The sequence below is a fragment of the Rothia sp. P100 genome (assembly GCF_023712425.1).
Classification (GTDB): domain Bacteria; phylum Actinomycetota; class Actinomycetes; order Actinomycetales; family Micrococcaceae; genus Rothia; species Rothia endophytica.
This window is the reverse complement of sequence record NZ_JAMAYG010000003.1, coordinates 355,010-369,283: the sequence shown is the minus strand read 5'-3', so window position 1 is coordinate 369,283 and position 14,274 is coordinate 355,010. Positions and strand designations below refer to the sequence as shown.

17 protein-coding genes are annotated in these 14,274 nt (G+C 53.8%); 9 read left to right on the top strand and 8 right to left on the bottom strand.

Going from position 1 to position 14,274, the window contains the following annotated elements; translation table 11 throughout:
• Window positions 1-311: 311 nt before the first annotated feature.
• Window positions 312-2,204 (top strand): amino acid permease, encoded by a 1,893-nt coding sequence (locus tag M3668_RS08880; RefSeq protein ID WP_285835860.1) that lies wholly within the window; start codon window positions 312-314, stop codon window positions 2,202-2,204.
• Window positions 2,205-2,232: 28 nt separating this feature from the next.
• On the opposite strand, the gene M3668_RS08875 is transcribed toward M3668_RS08880, so the two are convergent.
• Both M3668_RS08875 and M3668_RS08870 read right to left on the bottom strand, forming a co-directional pair.
• Window positions 2,233-3,606: a galactokinase gene (locus tag M3668_RS08875; RefSeq protein ID WP_251380485.1), complete on the bottom strand. Its 1,374-nt coding sequence runs from the start codon at window positions 3,604-3,606 to the stop codon at window positions 2,233-2,235.
• A gap of 55 nt (window positions 3,607-3,661) precedes the next feature.
• Window positions 3,662-4,180, bottom strand: coding sequence for a TetR/AcrR family transcriptional regulator (locus M3668_RS08870; RefSeq protein WP_353055974.1), 519 nt, complete (start codon window positions 4,178-4,180; stop codon window positions 3,662-3,664).
• Between the two features lie 79 nt (window positions 4,181-4,259).
• Between M3668_RS08870 and M3668_RS08865 the strand changes: the two genes are divergently transcribed.
• The 3 genes from M3668_RS08865 to M3668_RS08855 all read left to right on the top strand — a co-directional run bounded on the left by M3668_RS08865 (window position 4,260) and on the right by M3668_RS08855 (window position 5,769).
• Complete coding sequence (locus M3668_RS08865; protein WP_251380484.1) at window positions 4,260-4,970, top strand: hypothetical protein; 711 nt, start codon at window positions 4,260-4,262, stop codon at window positions 4,968-4,970.
• A gap of 181 nt (window positions 4,971-5,151) precedes the next feature.
• On the top strand, window positions 5,152-5,520 hold the full coding sequence (locus M3668_RS08860; protein WP_251380483.1) for a hypothetical protein: 369 nt from the start codon (window positions 5,152-5,154) through the stop codon (window positions 5,518-5,520).
• Window positions 5,521-5,538: 18 nt separating this feature from the next.
• Window positions 5,539-5,769, top strand: a complete 231-nt coding sequence (locus M3668_RS08855) for a hypothetical protein (RefSeq protein WP_251380482.1) — start codon at window positions 5,539-5,541, stop codon at window positions 5,767-5,769.
• Window positions 5,770-5,804: 35 nt separating this feature from the next.
• Here the strand turns inward: M3668_RS08855 and M3668_RS08850 are convergent, their stop codons facing one another.
• The 6 genes from M3668_RS08850 to M3668_RS08825 all read right to left on the bottom strand — a co-directional run bounded on the left by M3668_RS08850 (window position 5,805) and on the right by M3668_RS08825 (window position 10,685).
• The gene (locus tag M3668_RS08850; RefSeq protein WP_251380481.1) at window positions 5,805-6,284 is read right to left on the bottom strand and encodes a MarR family winged helix-turn-helix transcriptional regulator; all 480 of its coding nucleotides are present in this window, start codon (window positions 6,282-6,284) and stop codon (window positions 5,805-5,807) included.
• 150 nt (window positions 6,285-6,434) lie between these two features.
• Window positions 6,435-7,076, bottom strand: a complete 642-nt coding sequence (locus M3668_RS08845) for a CE1759 family FMN reductase (protein ID WP_251380480.1) — start codon at window positions 7,074-7,076, stop codon at window positions 6,435-6,437.
• A 10-nt stretch (window positions 7,077-7,086) separates the two neighbouring features.
• On the bottom strand, window positions 7,087-8,202 hold the full coding sequence (locus M3668_RS08840; protein WP_251380479.1) for an LLM class flavin-dependent oxidoreductase: 1,116 nt from the start codon (window positions 8,200-8,202) through the stop codon (window positions 7,087-7,089).
• 47 nt (window positions 8,203-8,249) lie between these two features.
• Window positions 8,250-8,534, bottom strand: a complete 285-nt coding sequence (locus M3668_RS08835; protein ID WP_251380478.1) for a hypothetical protein — start codon at window positions 8,532-8,534, stop codon at window positions 8,250-8,252.
• Window positions 8,535-8,683: 149 nt separating this feature from the next.
• Window positions 8,684-9,637, bottom strand: a complete 954-nt coding sequence (locus tag M3668_RS08830) for a mannose/fructose/sorbose PTS transporter subunit IIA (protein WP_251380477.1) — start codon at window positions 9,635-9,637, stop codon at window positions 8,684-8,686.
• Between the two features lie 184 nt (window positions 9,638-9,821).
• The gene (locus M3668_RS08825) at window positions 9,822-10,685 is read right to left on the bottom strand and encodes a PRD domain-containing protein (protein WP_251380476.1); all 864 of its coding nucleotides are present in this window, start codon (window positions 10,683-10,685) and stop codon (window positions 9,822-9,824) included.
• A gap of 153 nt (window positions 10,686-10,838) precedes the next feature.
• Here M3668_RS08825 and brnQ point away from each other — a divergent pair, with 153 nt between their 5' ends.
• The 5 genes from brnQ (at window position 10,839) to M3668_RS08805 (ending at window position 14,208) form a co-directional block, all read left to right on the top strand.
• Window positions 10,839-12,188: a branched-chain amino acid transport system II carrier protein gene (gene brnQ / locus M3668_RS08820; RefSeq protein WP_251380475.1), complete on the top strand. Its 1,350-nt coding sequence runs from the start codon at window positions 10,839-10,841 to the stop codon at window positions 12,186-12,188.
• 345 nt (window positions 12,189-12,533) lie between these two features.
• A complete protein-coding gene (locus tag M3668_RS11180; protein WP_353055973.1) occupies window positions 12,534-12,710 on the top strand; it encodes a carboxylesterase family protein in 177 nt (58 codons plus the stop codon).
• Window positions 12,670-13,347: an alpha/beta hydrolase family protein gene (locus tag M3668_RS08815; RefSeq protein WP_251380474.1), complete on the top strand. Its 678-nt coding sequence runs from the start codon at window positions 12,670-12,672 to the stop codon at window positions 13,345-13,347. Before M3668_RS11180 ends, M3668_RS08815 begins: the two co-directional genes overlap by 41 nt.
• Window positions 13,348-13,399: 52 nt before the next feature.
• Window positions 13,400-13,825 carry a fluoride efflux transporter FluC gene (locus M3668_RS08810; protein ID WP_251380473.1) on the top strand — a complete coding sequence of 142 codons (426 nt, stop codon included), beginning with the start codon at window positions 13,400-13,402 and terminating at the stop codon, window positions 13,823-13,825.
• Window positions 13,822-14,208: a fluoride efflux transporter FluC gene (locus tag M3668_RS08805; protein ID WP_251380472.1), complete on the top strand. Its 387-nt coding sequence runs from the start codon at window positions 13,822-13,824 to the stop codon at window positions 14,206-14,208. The genes M3668_RS08810 and M3668_RS08805 overlap by 4 nt, the downstream gene beginning before the upstream one ends.
• Window positions 14,209-14,274: the final 66 nt, after the last annotated feature.

Sequence of the window (14,274 nt, the reverse complement as noted above, 5' to 3'; positions counted from 1 at the left end):
CAAGAAATGTGTTTAAATAAACTATCTATCTCGAAAAGATAGAAAAATCTAGGGTAAACCCCAGCATGTTCGAAGGAAAGCTAACGAAAACACGGTGAAGAAAAAGGAACTACTCCCCAGCTAGATATTTACAGGCGTACACTATTTCTTCAGACGGCTCCATTGAACCGCCTATGAGATTTATGAGTGGTTAGGAGCCTCTCGTGCCTGCCCTTTTGCACAAAATCTCGACTCGCTCTCACAACAGTGACCCCGAGCCGACACCTCACCCTTTGATTCAGCACGCACAAACACGTGCATCCCGTTGGCTGATGCATGATTCCCCTGAGCTTACCGCTGAAATTCAGGGCCCGCACGGTAGAAATAACACCCACCATGGCCATCCCTGGTGGAAGGTTATGTGTCTATCGGGCGTAGATTACTTCTCTACTCTTGGTTATCAGCCGGCCCTCGCGGCTCTCGCCGCGGGACTGCTTGCACCACTGGCTACCCTCATACTGGTTGCTGTTACTCTGCTAGCTGCCTTACCCATCTATCGCCGCATTGCTCAAGAGAGCCCTCGGGGTGCCGGTTCCATCCATCTTCTCGAGTGCCTCCTCTCAAAGTGGAACGCCAAAATATTTGTGCTCATCCTGCTCGGGTTCACCATCACCGACTTCGTCATCACTATTACACTCTCTGCCGCTGACGCTGCTGCGCACCTGGAAGCTAACCCACTGGTAGCTCCTGCGCTGGGCGGTCACCACATGGTACTGACCCTTGGCTTATTAGCCCTACTCACGGCCGTCTTTCTGCGGGGATTCAACGAAACCATTAACGTCGCTGTGGTGCTGGTAGCTATCTTTATTCTTCTCAATCTACTGGTGATTGGTGCTAGCTTCATAGAAATACTGCATACTCCTCATATCACCGGTAATTGGTGGTACGCGCTCACTGCGCAAAATGGTAATCCCTGGCTAGCTCTGGCGCTCGTGGTTTTGATTTTCCCCAAGATTGCCTTGGGACTTTCAGGCTTTGAAACCGGTGTGGTGGTTATGCCCCAAATCGGTAGCAAAAAATGCTCAGAAACTGACCAAGGTGACCTCAGGATACGCGGCGCAAAAAAGCTTCTCACAACAGCCGCCCTGACCATGAGTGTGCTCTTGATATGTTCATCTTTCGCTACCACCCTTCTTATCCCTCAGGAGGAATTTAAAGAGGGTGGAGATGCTAATGGTCGGGCGCTTGCTTATCTGGCGCACGACCTTCTGGGTGAAGGGTGGGGCACAGCCTATGACATTTCAACCATTCTTATCCTCTGGTTTGCTGGGGCCTCCGCTATGGCGGGGCTGCTCAACCTCGTCCCTCGATATCTGCCGCGCTACGGCATGGCACCAGAGTGGACGCGTGCCTCGCGCCCCCTGGTTCTTGTCTTTAGCGCTGTCTGCGTCTTCGTCACCCTTATTTTCGATGCGGATGTTGAAGCTCAAGGCGGCGCTTACGCCACCGGTGTTTTAGTGCTTATGACCAGTGCTGCCGTAGCGGTCACTCTTTCCGCTAAAAAACGCCGTCAAAGGGCAGCCTTTCTCTATTACCTCTCTGCCACGATTATCTTTGGTTACACCACCATTGCTAATATCTTTGAACGACCCGATGGCTTACGTATCTCCCTTTTCTTTATTGGCGGAGTTGTTTCTCTCTCGCTTCTCTCCCGGGCACTGCGCTCCTACGAGTTGCGAATCGACAGCGTAAACTTTGACCAGTCGGCGCTGGCTCTACTAGCGTGCAGCTCCAAACCTCTGCACCTGATCGCTCATCTGCCCGATAATTTTAATGCCGCTGACTACGGGGAAAAACTATCCCGGGAGCGTTGGGCTCATAACCTAGAGGCTGATGCCCGCATCATATTCGTTGAAATTGCTGTGGAGGACCCCAGCAACTTCAGCTCAGAACTCGTGGTGCATGGTCTAGATGAAGGCGGGTATCAGGTGCTCAGTGCTTCTGGATCTTCGGTGGCTAACAGCATTGCAGCCCTTTCTCTTGCCGTGCGAGATATAACCGGGCAGGTGCCGCATATCTACCTGGACTGGGCGGCCGGTTCACCCCTCAAAAACTACATTGCCTTTGTACTCTTTGGGCAGGGACAAATCGCATCGACGGTCCACGAGGTACTTCGACGGGCAGAAAAGACCTTGCAGTACCGGCCCGTAGTCCATGTTTCTTAGATGGGTGAAACAGGGACTTCTGTTTGACTTAGAGGTCCCTGTTCGCTGCTTGGCCTGCCACCATAGGGAGGAACTCAGGGGCAGCAAAGCCCCGCTGCGCATAGGCAAGGGCAACTCTTTCAGCCGCATGCTGTAGCTTATCGCTGTCAATCAATGCCATGACCGCTCCGCCAAAACCACCCCCGACGATGCGGGCGCCTAGCGCACCCGCTGCTAGGCAGGCGTCTACAGCTATATCGATTTCTCGACGTGAGACACATAGCTCATCACGCATAGATACAAATGATTCGGTAAAAAGACGCCCCAGTTCTTCCCATGCGGTGGCGCCCAAGAGCTCGGTATTTTTGAGGAGATAAGCGGCGCGTTCAACCAGCGTCATATCGTGTAAGGTGTGGCGCAACCAGCCGCGTGGAAAGACTGGTTTATCGGCTGACTCATCGAGGGCTGCGAGGGCACGGTTGACCGTCGAATCCACCAAATCCAGGCGCCACTTCTTGGCCTGCTGCTCACTGAGCCCCGCGCACGAAAGATCAGCGGGCAGGGCGTTGCGGAGATAATCAAGACCCATGCCTGCCGTGGCAGCTTCATTAGCTGCCCGTCGAGCCGCAAACTCACCGCCCGCTAGTTTATGGGGGGTGTTGGTGTTGATGACGAGCCAGCTCAAGTGAGCCTGATCTACATCGGCTTCAACCGCTTCAATAGAAAAATCTCTAAAGTCAATCACCAGGGCTTTACCCGGCTGAGATCGGAGGGACGCCGTCTGGTCAAGACCGCCTGTGCGAGCTCCTGCTACTACATTCTCAGCTGTGATGCAGACCTGGGCCAGGCGGGCTCGCAGGGCATCATTGGTGGGACTGAGGTCAGAAGGTAGTGCGTCTGTTGCCGAGCACCCCGCGCGCAAGGGGCAGGAAAGATCAAGGAGAGCGAGGGCAGTTGAACATTCCAGGGCTGCTGACGATGAGAGACCGCCGCCTACCGGGACCTTGGAGTTAATGAGAAGATCGGCACCAAAATTGAGTGGAAGAGCAATATCTCGCCCGCCCTCATGATTCATGGCCCAGGCGACACCGGCTACGTAGGTAAACCACCCTTTGAAAGTACCCGGTTGAATTTCACGCACCACCACCGTGCGGTCGTCCCCCGGCATTTGCACCGAGGATGCGCGGAGCACCCCGTCCGTGCGCATCCTACCCGCCACATAGGTGCGATAGGGCAGGGGCATGGGCATGCAAGAACCACCCAAAAAGTCAATGTATTCACCCAGGAGGTTCAAGCGCCCCGGAGCTGACCACACGCCATCGGGTTCAACCCCGTATTTTTCGATGAAGGCGGCGCGCACTGTTTCTACCTCTGCGGCATGATCTGGCAGGGTAGCCCAGTGGGGTTCAACGCGAATAGTCAAGGGTGCTCTTTTCTTCCGGAGGTAAACCTCTTGTATAACGTACTGCCGTGTGAGGTTATTTCAAAAACCCCGTGAATACTGCCCGGATAGCTTGCCGATAGGGGAGAGGGGCTTCAGTAGGAGGAGGGGAATTGCCCAACAAATAGCGGGTCTGATCCTGTTCGATGAAACCCAGCGCCACATGTACCAGTGTAAGTGCCGCTAAAGGGGCTTGTTGAGAACCGGTGTGATGGGTGAGGTAGATTGTCAGATGATCTAAAAACTGTAGCTGATGAGGGTCTAGGGCTAGCGCCAGTCTGACTACTTCTGCAGCTTCTTTGACAGGAATCAGATGACTGTATACATCAGCGAAAATTCTATCTATCTCCCCCTGTTCGGCAGGGAAAGGGACATCGTTAAGAATGCGCGAAGCAAGGGAAGCGAGCAGCTCCTGTTTATTCTTCACATGGTAGTAAAGTGCCCCCGGAGCCACACCCAACTCGGTAGCTAGGCGTCGCATAGAGAGATCCGCAAGACCATACTGGTTCAGCAGGGTAAAAGCGGTATTAAGAATTCGATCACGATTTAAGGGCACCCTCTTATTGTTGCCTATTCTTTACGTCTTCGCCCACTTCCCAGTTTTAAGTTGAGCTGTGCAGGAGTAGATTTGACCTATGGCTTTCAATTTTTCAGATTTCACCACTAAAGTGCGCGCAGGCGGTAACGCCACGGCTGAAGACATCCACGGCATTCTGACCGCAAGCCCTGCGGCTACCTTCGCTCTCGTTGAATTTGCTGCCGAGCAACGCAGATTGTTTTTTCAAAACAGCCTAGAAGCGGGCAATTTACTGGGTTCTGAAAATATGGTCAAACCTGCATCAGTGCTGGTGGAGATAAATGCACCCATTAATGCTGATGAACTAACCGAAACCATTATGGGCATCGCATCTGACTCCGAGGTGCAGCGCACTACCGTGGAGTTTGTGCAGGGGCAGGCGCCGCACCTTCCCATGGAAGCTCTCAGAGTGCTGGCTGCTTTCCGCCTAGCGGCACCGGTAAAAAGCTTACGCCTTGGGACCAGCCGAACCTCAACCTTGCGTTCTTTGCAACCGCTTGCAATGCACATGATTGATTCCATGCTACTCAGTGAATTTTCAACTGACCAACCACAAGCAATTTTTGAGGATCTTAAGCTCATCAGGGACGCTGGGGTGGTGGTAGACGGATCCGCCGGTCGAGATCTTGTCTCGGAATACGTAGCGGATCTTGAAGGACGAGGAATCGCTAATGCGGCAGAGTTAGCAGAGCTGGTCATTAATACATCTAATCAAGGCAGAGGTGGGTGCGGCGGAAACTGCGCCTGCGGAAGCGGTGGCTGCTCCTGAAATGAGCGGTGTGTCTCGAAGTGTGACAATCCAGTGAGGATCCAGTCAGCCTTAAATCGCTGATGACAGGGTACTCTCAAGAAATTTGCAGATTTTTCACCTACCATGGGTAAGTGCTCACAAACCGTGACAGACCAGTTATATTCTTGGAAAAGAATATTTGAAGAAACCTTAAGGAAGCATGGATCCCAAAGAACTTTCGCCCGCCTACTTCACCTCACTGGCATCAGTTGTGCTTGGTGCCTTCATGATTGGCGCTAGCTCAACTCTTGTTTCGGTGCTTGGCTGGCTTCTACTCTTTGCTGGAGTGGGGCTGAATGCCTTCTCTACCTTGATTATGGTTCAGCGACTTAAAGGTGGCCCGCTTCCTGCTGCCCTCACCGGCGAGGCACATTCAACACAGCATGAGTATGTAGAGACTGAAACTGCCGAACCTGAACCTGACACCGAAGCTCATCACATTGTTGACAGCGAAGCTCAGGAGTCATCCCCTAAAGAGGGCGACCAGCGCATCTTCCGCTCCCCTTCACCCCGACCCCGTGTGCGCTAAAAGAAAGAAGAAGAATATATGGATACCCGCTTCCTTCTCTCTCCCGCCTATCTTGTATCAGTTGCCGCACTTATCGTAGGGGCAATTCTTAGCGGAACTGCCCTCATGATTGTGGGTTGGATTATCTTCATCGTAGGTCTGGCTCTCAACTCGATGGCCCTGGTTGTGTTGGCCAATAGGGAACAGCTCTATAAAGCTCAGCGCGTGGGCACTATACCCAAGGCTGGCCAGAAACAGACCAATAACTAGTTGTCTCACGAGATTTTAGAGGGATCTGTTCAGACCTATTGTTTGTGCGAGATTCTCTCCAAAATATTATTGAAAAAGTCAGTAAAGTGCGCCCAGGAGCTGTCCTCAATTTCAGTTAGCGCGATTTCACGCACTTCGTGAGCATAGATGCGGTGAGCCTTTTCGTATACGGCCAGGCCGGTATCTGTGATGATAATTCCTTTACCGCGCCGATCACTTTCTACAGGCTCTTTTCTCACCCACTTGTGGCGCAGCAGAACCTCAATCTGATAGGTAAGACGTGAGGGTGAAACATTGGTTTTCTGCGCCAACTCACCCATGCGAACAGCGGCGGGGGCGCCCTTTCCTGAACCTACCAATGCGGAAAGAATAAGAAAATCCGTGAGCTTTATCTCCGCATGAGCGCGGAGAGTGCGATCAAGATGAGCATTTAGTGCGGCTAAGGCATTGTTGCATGCCGTCCATAGCTCTTCTTGTTCTTTGGTGAAATTTTGGGTGCCGTGGGATGCACTCATAAGAATCCCTTTTCCTATGACCTATCTGTATCGAACCCCAGAATAGAGAATGTAGCGTAGGTCTCTTTGTAAAAAAGATTATCTCTTTTTAAGTAATATTTTAAAATTTATCTGAAATATTAAGATAAAGATATGAGGATTGGGAAGAATTTAGCGTGCAGTATTTAACCTCAAGAGCTCTTCAAAAGGGGTTACCTCTAAAGCGCCCGGGTGTGTTTGAGCTTGGTTTTGCTGGGATGGTTTTGCTCCCCCCAGCGTCCACGCTAATAGCTGACTAAACTCTGCTGCCGCATCTTGAATTCGAGAAGTAAGCGCTGTATCAGCACCAAAATCATCGGTGGATACGAAGACTCCTGAGGGCGATACAAGCGCCTTCAGATAAGAAAAGAGGGGGCGCATGGCACTGTCAATCACCAAGGAGTGTCGAGCTGTGCCCCCGGTGGCCGCCAATAAAACGGGTTTACCTGCCAGGCTTCCATCTTCCACCAGATCCCAGAAAGATTTGAAGAGCCCTGAATAGCTCGCTTTGAAAACCGGGGTGACCGCAATAATCGCGTCAGCCTCATTTACTGCCTTAAGTGCTGCATCAAGCGGTTCCGCAGGGAAGCCGGTGAGATAGTGATGGGTGATGTCTTTGGCAAGAGAGCGTAGTGAAATGACCGTAAACCGGGCGTCTATCCCTGCTCTGTCGAGTGCTCCTACTGTTGCTTGGCGCAACTGTTCACCGAGTAAGGCCGTGGTTGATGGTTCGCTCAAGCCGGCGGTGACGACAACAATGTGTGCTGTTCTCATGGTGTTACTCCTACCGACCCACAGTAGCTGCGCTGTGGGCCTGCTTCATCTCTTCAAGTTTGGCGGCGTAGCGAGGGTGCAGGGGTGCGGTTGATGGGACGTGCGCCGGGCGCATTTTCTCAAACTCTTGACGCAACACCGGCACCACTTCTTCACCCAAGAGATCCAGCTGGTGTAGAACCTCTGTGAGGGGAAGACCTGCATGGTCCATGAGGAAGAGCTGACGCTGGTAGTCCCCGGCATAGTCGCGGAAGCTCAGGGTCTTTTCGATGACCTCCTGCGGTGAACCCACGGTCAGCGGGGTCTGTGCGGTGAAATCTTCAAGGCTGGGGCCCCCACCATAGACCGGTGCGTTATCGAAATAGGGGCGGAACTTGCGCACGGCGTCCTGAGAATTCTTGCTCATGAAAACCTGACCGCCCAGACCAACAATCGCCTGGTCAGCTTTACCGTGCCCGTAATGTTCAAAGCGCTCGCGGTAGAGACTTACCATTTGAGTGGTGTGTTCCTTGTTCCAGAAGATGTTGTTATGGAAAAAGCCGTCACCATAGTAAGCTGCCTGTTCGGCGATTTCGGGGGTGCGGATGGAGCCGTGCCACACAAAGGGAGCGGTTTTGTCCAGGGGTTGCGGGGTTGCTGTAAAGGAATTCAATGGTGTGCGGAAGTTGCCCTTCCAGTTCACGACCTCTTCAGCCCACAGGCGGCGCAGTAGCGCGTAGTTTTCGATCGCCAGATTGACGCCCTGGCGAATATCTTTGCCGAACCAGGGGTAAACGGGGCCGGTGTTGCCGCGACCCATCATGAGGTCCATGCGACCGTCTGTAAGGTGTTGCAGGGTGCCATAATCCTCCGCGATACGCACCGGGTCAGTGGTAGTGATCAGTGTGGTGGAGGTGGAGAGCTGGATGCGCTCGGTCTGGGCTGCGATGTAGGCCAGGGTGGTAGTGGGGGATGAGGCGACGAAAGGTGGGTTGTGGTGCTGACCCATAGCAAAGACATCCAGGCCCACTTCTTCCGCCTTTTTGGCAATCTGGACGATGGCCTGCTGGCGCTCGTATTCGCTGGGGGTTTTGCCGGTGGTGGGGTCTGTGGTGATGTCGGTGACGGTGAAGATGCCGAACTGCATGGTGCTACCTTTCGTGAAGCCCTGGTTCTTATGACTTCAATCTACACTCAAATACTTTCTTTGTAAAGTATTTGGGTCATGGGTGGCACCTGTATTTCCTGAGCCTTAGCCCACGCCAAGAGGCCCTGCACTTCGTGGCGTGCAGCCCTCGTCAGAGCCTTGTTGTCTCGCAACATTTGTTGCGCCCGCAAGCGCACAAACTCCGGGTATTCTGGCTGACCGGTTAGTTTGTATTCGCGCTGGGACGCGCGCATTTCAGTGAAATCCTTGGTTGCTTGTCGCTGTAGCACCCAGCGCCCCCAGAGGACCACCAGGGCGCAGACCAGAGCCACCAGGGTTCCCCCATCCCTGCGTCACGGTGTAGAGCAGTGCAGCAAGTACCATTAGGCCGCTCACGATGGGAGCTACAGAAACAATGTAGACCCCCTCTTCCTGCCTGTCTTTATCGAGGGTTCGCTGCCCAACCTTCACAAAAGTTTCCTTAAAGCTGGGGCGTGGGCTCTGGGATGATGGTGAGGGTGATACCCCGGCGATCCAGCTCTTTGTAGGCCTCAATATCAGCGTCTGATGTGTAGACCGCCTCAGATACCTGCTTCATGCCATCCTTGTAGGTCACCCCACCTACGTTGATTTCTCTGACGCTGACACCGGCGTCAACGAGGGCGAGAGCATCAGCGGGGGACTCCACCACAATCATGGTTTTCATCCCAGCGTACTTGGGGTTGTTGTACACCCGCCCGGTCTCGGTGATATCAAGAACATTCGTTTTGATGTGGGAGGGAGCTGCCTGTAATAAGAGTGTTTTGTGGAGGTTATCATGTGCTGCGGCGTCGGACGCCGCAATGAGAGTCTGGGACGAAATGAAATTGCTCCAGCTCCCGGCGACCTGCCCGTGAATGAGACGGGAATCGATACGAAGTAGGGCGATATCCATAGTTCCACCGGCCGCAGGTGCAGCACCGGGAGCTACAAGTGCAGCAGGTGGGGTCTCCGGAGTGGCAGCTTTAGACTCCTCAGCTGCACTTGTTGGAGGGTTCATGGCAGCCTGGAAACTACGGATTCCCTTGGTGCCAGCAGATTCAGCTTTATTTACCAAAGACTCTAACGTGGCAGATTTCCTGCCTTTGCTGCTAATAACCTCAATCAGCATGGGAATATTGACCCCCGACACCACATCGGTGTCGGGACGCTCAGCGGCAAAACGAGCTCCCGCGTTATAAGGGCTACCCCCGAAGAGGTCAACCAGCAGGAGGAGGGGTTCGCCGGGCGGATAGATGTCAGCAATTTTTTGGTATTCGGCTATTAAATCGTCAGGGCCTTGGTCGGGTAAAAACTCTACCGGGGTTACCTGTTCGAAGGGGCCGAGAATCATGCAGGCAGTTGCTAACAGCTCGGGTGCCGCTGAACCGTGCGCCGCTACGATAATGGAGACCATAACTGGTCCTCTCGCAAAATTTCTAATGAGTGTGTAGGTGTATCGACTACACATAAGCACATCTTAGGACGCGAGATTTGGCACCAAAGTGGCTCTGACTAGACTTTACGGTGGGAAAAATGCCTAGATGTGTCAAACGAATAGCAGGCACTTTACCCCTCAGGGGGAGTGCAATATCAATGGTTTAGCTCACACGAGAGGAAGAACCGTACTGATCCTTAGCCAAACGGGCAATGTGAATGGTCAGATAGGTCAGCTCATCATCGGTCAGTTGCTGCTCCAGATGGATCTCAAGAATCAACAAGACCTTACGAGCACATGCAAAAGCCTGCGGGTGAGCCGTTTTTAGTGTCTCCAAAAGAAGGGGGACGCTGGGCTCAGCCTCGCTATCAACCCCCTTGGCTGCCCGCACAAACAGGTAGCGCAGGTGAGTCACAAACCGGGCTGCACTCATTGAAGACTGATCAACGGGCTGACCAAAACCGGTGGAGATAACCCCAAAAATCTGCGAGAAAATCTCGGTCATGCGGTAAGTCCCGCTCATGTCCTCCGTAGCAAACTGCGAGTTCACCAGGTGCATCGCCAAAGGGATCGCCTCATTAGCCGGAAGATTTACCCCCAAACGTTCTCGCACCAGTTCAAGTGCGCGGCGTCCAAATCGTACCTCTTGAGGGTAAAGCTGGGCTACCTCCACCGCCAGAGGGTAATCAACCACAATGCCTTCACGAGCTCTCACCACCGCATAATTCAGGTGATCCGCCAGGGGCATGATGAAGGAGTGGGAAATGGTAATCCCCTCAGACTTCACCAGCGACTCTAAGTCAGTGGCTACACCCAAAATCTGCGACGGAATCTCAGCCAAAGACCAGGATAGCTTCTCATCAGGGGTACCAGCCTCGGGCACAAAGGTCTGCTCCACCAGCGTAGGATCTACCAGATCCCCCCGTCGCTTACCAAACGCAAGACCGCGCCCAATAACCACCATCTGCTCACCGCTAAAGGTCTGAGCTAGCGCCACATTGTTGTTATAAATACGTGAAATTCGCAACGTGTACCTCCCGCCCAGCCCTAAAAACAGTAAATATCCCTCATAGTCTACTGGTTGAAAGCAAGCCTGACCCCAAACTCCACCTGTCTAAGAGAGTAAACTAAGCCCTTGGCCGCGCTACCGGTTATCACCCATCAACCAACAGAGTAGATCATGAACTCAAACCCCACCCCCAAGAAATCACCGATGACAACTATCGTGATTACAGCGCTCATGCTGTTCTCGATGTTCTTTGGAGCGGGCAACCTTATCTTTCCCGCCATGTTAGGCGCAGAAGCCGGCACCGCTTTCACCCCCGCCATCGCCGGGTTTGTCCTCACCGGTGTGCTAGTGCCCATCCTGGCCGTCGTTGCGCTCGCCGTCACCGGCCGCGACTTGCAAGATCTTGCTAACCGCGGTGGGCGTATCTTTGGGTTGATCTTCCCTGCTCTGGTCTACCTCTCAATTGGCGCCCTCTACGCCCTACCCCGCACGGCAACCGTCAGCTACGCTATGGCCATTGAATCAAACTTCAACGTCAGCGGTATGCTGCCTACCCTCATCTTCTCTGCCGTTTTCTTTGGGGTCTCACTCATCCTGGCACTCAACCAAACCGGCATTGTCGATAGCCTGGGCAAATACCTCACCCCGGCACTCGTGATTCTGCTGGCCCTTTTGGTGATCCTCAGCCTCGTTCAGCTCACAGCCCCCGCAACAGCACCCGCCGAGGGCTATACCTCAGGCGCCTTCGCTGCCGGCTTTGTCAACGGGTACATGACCATGGACTCCCTGGCGGGCCTTGCCTTTGGCATCATCGTTATTGCAGCCCTGCGCGACAAGGGCATCACCGACCGTGGGGAGCTACTGCGCGGCGTCACCATCTCAGGTGTTATCGCTGGAGCCCTGTTGGCGTTGGTCTACATCGGGCTAGGGCTCATTGGCCAGCACATTGATAACGGCCAGGGGTACAAGGACGGCGCGGCCCTGCTGTCCGACGCTGCCCTGCAGGTCATGGGACGTCCCGGAGCCGTTGTCTTCGGCCTTATCGTCTTGCTGGCCTGCCTCACTACCTCTGTAGGTCTCATTGGCGCTACCTCAGCCTTCTTCAATAAGCTGCTCCCAGCTCTTTCCTACCGCACCTGGGCATGCTTCTTTACCTTCATTGCCTTTTTGCTAGCGTCGTTTGGTCTAGAAAGCCTCATGAGCTTCGCTATTCCCATCATCACCACCCTCTACCCCCCAGCTTTGACTCTGGTGGTACTGACCCTGATAGAAGCCGCTCTCAGGGCGCCCTGGATGAATCTCACCCACCGCTTTGCGCTGATCATTTCCGTTATCTGGGCCCTGCTGATGACCATGAACGCTCAAGGGTGGGGCAGCTCAGTCCTTGAGCCTCTCATCAGTTGGGTACCCGGCCACGGTTATGACTTGGGTTGGTTCATCCCCACGATTGCGGCAGCGCTGGTGGGAGCCGTAATCGACTTTGCTCGCCACTCCCGCAAGCGAACAGCGCAGGCTGCATAGACTTATCGCTGTATTCAGCTAATAGGGGCGCTCTCTGATACGTCAGAGAGTGCCCCCTATGTGTTAAAAGAAAGACCCGTGTCGAAGGGAACCACAACCATCAACACGGGCCCGTTTATGAGAAGTACCCAATAAGGCGGCTTCCTCAAACATAAAATTTTTTTGCTAGCCCGCCTAGAGTTTTTCAAAAATAAACTCTAGTGGGCTCACCTTGTACTTTACTTTACGCTGTTAACGGGGTAAACCATACAGTTACTTGCCACAACTCTAAATGTTCATAGACTGATTTCTAGTTATTTCTTCTACCAGGGGATTCATGCCCCCCAGGGTGAGAACCTGCCCGTAATGGTCTATTTTCACGGCGGCTCCTATGCGGTAGGAAGTGGGGATGGCGCCCGTTATCTCCCCACACGCCTTGTACTTGATGAAAATGTGGTGGTGGTGAGCGTGACCTACCGCTTGGGGGTGTTGGGGTTCTTGGGTGGCAGCGAAGAGCGCCCCGCTAGATCTGGTCAACCATAAACAAAAACTGTCGGTCCATCTCCTGCGCAAAACTTCACGCGTCACCCTTGAAATACCGGCAGAGCAGGTGGGAGCATTGGGGTGGAAACTTGTACTTGCCAACCCCCTACGCTTTGGCCTTTACCCGGCAATGATGCCTTTTGGTACCCAGTACGGTCATTTCCCTCTGCCGACATTTGGCAGGCAGGATGACTCCTGGGCGGGTGTTGCCCCGCAGATAGAAATACTGGTGGGTCATAACCATCGAGAATCTGCCTACTTTCTACCCAAGCCCCCTTCGACTCTAGGTAAGGTGGCGCGTCAAGTGTATGAGACGCTGGTAGCGCGAGGCACGCAAGATATCTATCGAAGACCGGCAGAACATTTTGCGCACCGCCACCGGGCAACAGGTGGCAAAGCAACTACTTACCTTTTACGGACCGGGCATCCACTGAATCACTTATCAGGAGCCCACTGCACCGAGTTGGGACTTCTCTTTGCCGACCCGGCCTGGCAAGGAGACGACCTGCTAGCGGGTCTCAATGGCGACGAACTTGAGCACCAGGGAGCTGCATTGAGGGCTATTTGGGCTGAGTTTGCCCGCAGTGGCAACCTTCTCCACGAGCTAGCGTCCCAGGCACGCATTGAGCTGGGATAACATTTGAAGCTACTCGGTCGCTATGAACGTAGGGCCGCAGTACACTAGGCAGGTGAGTTCTTTTACCCGTGACTCCCTCGCTGTTTTTGTTGGTGGCGGTGTAGGTGCCTGCCTGCGTTACACCGTTTCCTTGGTAGCTCCACGTCTCATATCGGGACCCCTTCCGCAGCACTACCTCTCCTTGCTGCCCACCCTGCTTATCAACACCCTTGGGGCTTTCTTGCTAGGGTTCCTGCTTGCCTACCTGGCGGCCCGAGGGCCAGAGACAGCCCGGCTGCGTTCGCTACGCCTGTCTCTGGGTACAGGCCTACTGGGAGGTTTTACTACTTACTCGACCTTTGCTCTAGACGGTGTTCAGCTCTTCCTTGAGCAGCGGTGGGTTTTAGCTTGTAGCTACTTAACCCTTTCTCTGGCTGGTGGCCTACTGTTTGCTGTGGCGGGTCTACGTATGGGCCAGAAGATGGGTGCTCGGGAATGATTGCTCTTCTTATTTTCCTGGCGGGTGGCACAGGAGCAACGCTCCGCTTTAGCGTGGACCGCCTAATTTCTGCCCGCTTAAAAGGGGATATACCGGTAGCAACATTTTTCATTAACGCCACCGGTTCATTTGCTCTGGGATTGCTGACTGGGCTGATAGGAATCTACACCTCAACCCATGCCAACGGTAGTGCACCCTGGGCCGCTGATTCTCTCCCCCTGGTGCTGGGCCTAGGTTTCCTGGGAGGTTACACCACCTTCTCCACCGCCATGATTGAAGCTGCACAAACACAGGACGCCGCGCAGCGGCTCACCCTTTTAGTTGGACAAGCCCTGATCTGCGTCCTCTGTGCTGGGGCAGGGTTGCTACTTTTCTTGCCGTAGTAAGAGACTCTCACCTAGGGTGTTGGTGACCTTCTCCCTGTCTCCTCCCAAAGAGCTGTGGGAAAA